Raw genomic sequence first — 955 nt, 5'->3', positions numbered from 1 at the left:
CCCGATAAGAGTGATCAGCACTATCATTGCGGCCGTGGTTGGTAAAAAGGACTACCCAGACGTATTTGGGCTCATGCCAGCTTAGTCAATCCCCCTCTGGTGAATACTTACACTCAAACAGAGCAAGCCCTCGTTCTGCTATTTGCATCATAAAGAGTATGACTAAACTTCAGCCTCGGGCTCCTCACGTTAATAAAGAGTACACTTGCCTCTTTCAAAAACAAGGACGCGACTTCGCGCGCCTATCCTTTATTTTTATGGACAATAACTAATATTAAAGTTAATTTAAAATTTCAACAGAGCTAATAGAGCAATAAGTTGTATCTCCCCATGGAGTAGGTCCAGGTAAGTAGGCAATCGAAACTTTTTTACCTGCAGTAAAAGCTGTCAATAAAGCCGAATATGTTTCCTTGTCATTTTCAACTTCAAAAAAGAATCCTTTACTACAAGCAGGCCTAACGTTATCAACTTTAAATAGGCCAATTTTTCTTGTCTTCGACATACTATGCAACGATGTATGAACTTTTAATCCTTGGTATTTATCTATACCAATTACTACTTCTTCTTCCGCAATGGTGAATGCAGAGAAAAATAAAACCACTAATGGGATATATCTTGTCATTTATAAATCTCTTTTAAACGTTATAACCTTTGTATCGTGCGCATGCGCGATTACCATGTCAGACAAGTAAGGACGCGCAGAGCTAATTTACTTTATTTCCATTAAATACACCAGCTTACTTTTAAAAATTTAACAATGGGTGGCTTGATTATTTATGGTTATTTGGTTGCTTGCCGCAGGCTAAGGTCGTGGATTCCCATCCACACTGGGCCAATAGGGGATCAACGGCAATTCCCTCTTGGATCACCCTGCCGCCCCTAGCGAAGTTATTATCCTCATACCTCGTTGAAAATATTCTATCGTTTCCGATGGGGCGTCCTGCCCCGCGAAAAC

Annotated in this window: 2 protein-coding genes; both read right to left on the bottom strand. The window is 40.4% G+C overall.

Annotated elements, in window-relative coordinates; all coding sequences use genetic code 11:
• Nucleotides 1-280: 280 nt before the first annotated feature.
• Nucleotides 281-622, bottom strand: coding sequence for a hypothetical protein (locus tag L2764_RS27370; protein ID WP_248943479.1), 342 nt, complete (start codon nucleotides 620-622; stop codon nucleotides 281-283).
• A 148-nt stretch (nucleotides 623-770) separates the two neighbouring features.
• The coding region (locus L2764_RS27365) for a hypothetical protein (protein WP_248943478.1) at nucleotides 771-955 on the bottom strand (185 nt) is incomplete at its 5' end.

It is taken from the genome of Shewanella surugensis (assembly GCF_023284005.1).
In the GTDB taxonomy this organism is placed as follows: domain Bacteria; phylum Pseudomonadota; class Gammaproteobacteria; order Enterobacterales; family Shewanellaceae; genus Shewanella; species Shewanella surugensis.
Note: the sequence above shows the minus strand (reverse complement) of the source record. Positions and strands in the feature narration are given on the sequence as shown.

Bases quoted from the DNA above. Each gene is read 5' to 3' on its own strand.
- L2764_RS27370 (WP_248943479.1), bottom strand. From the start codon at position 622: ATGACAAGATATATCCCATTAGTGGTTTTATTTTTCTCTGCATTCACC.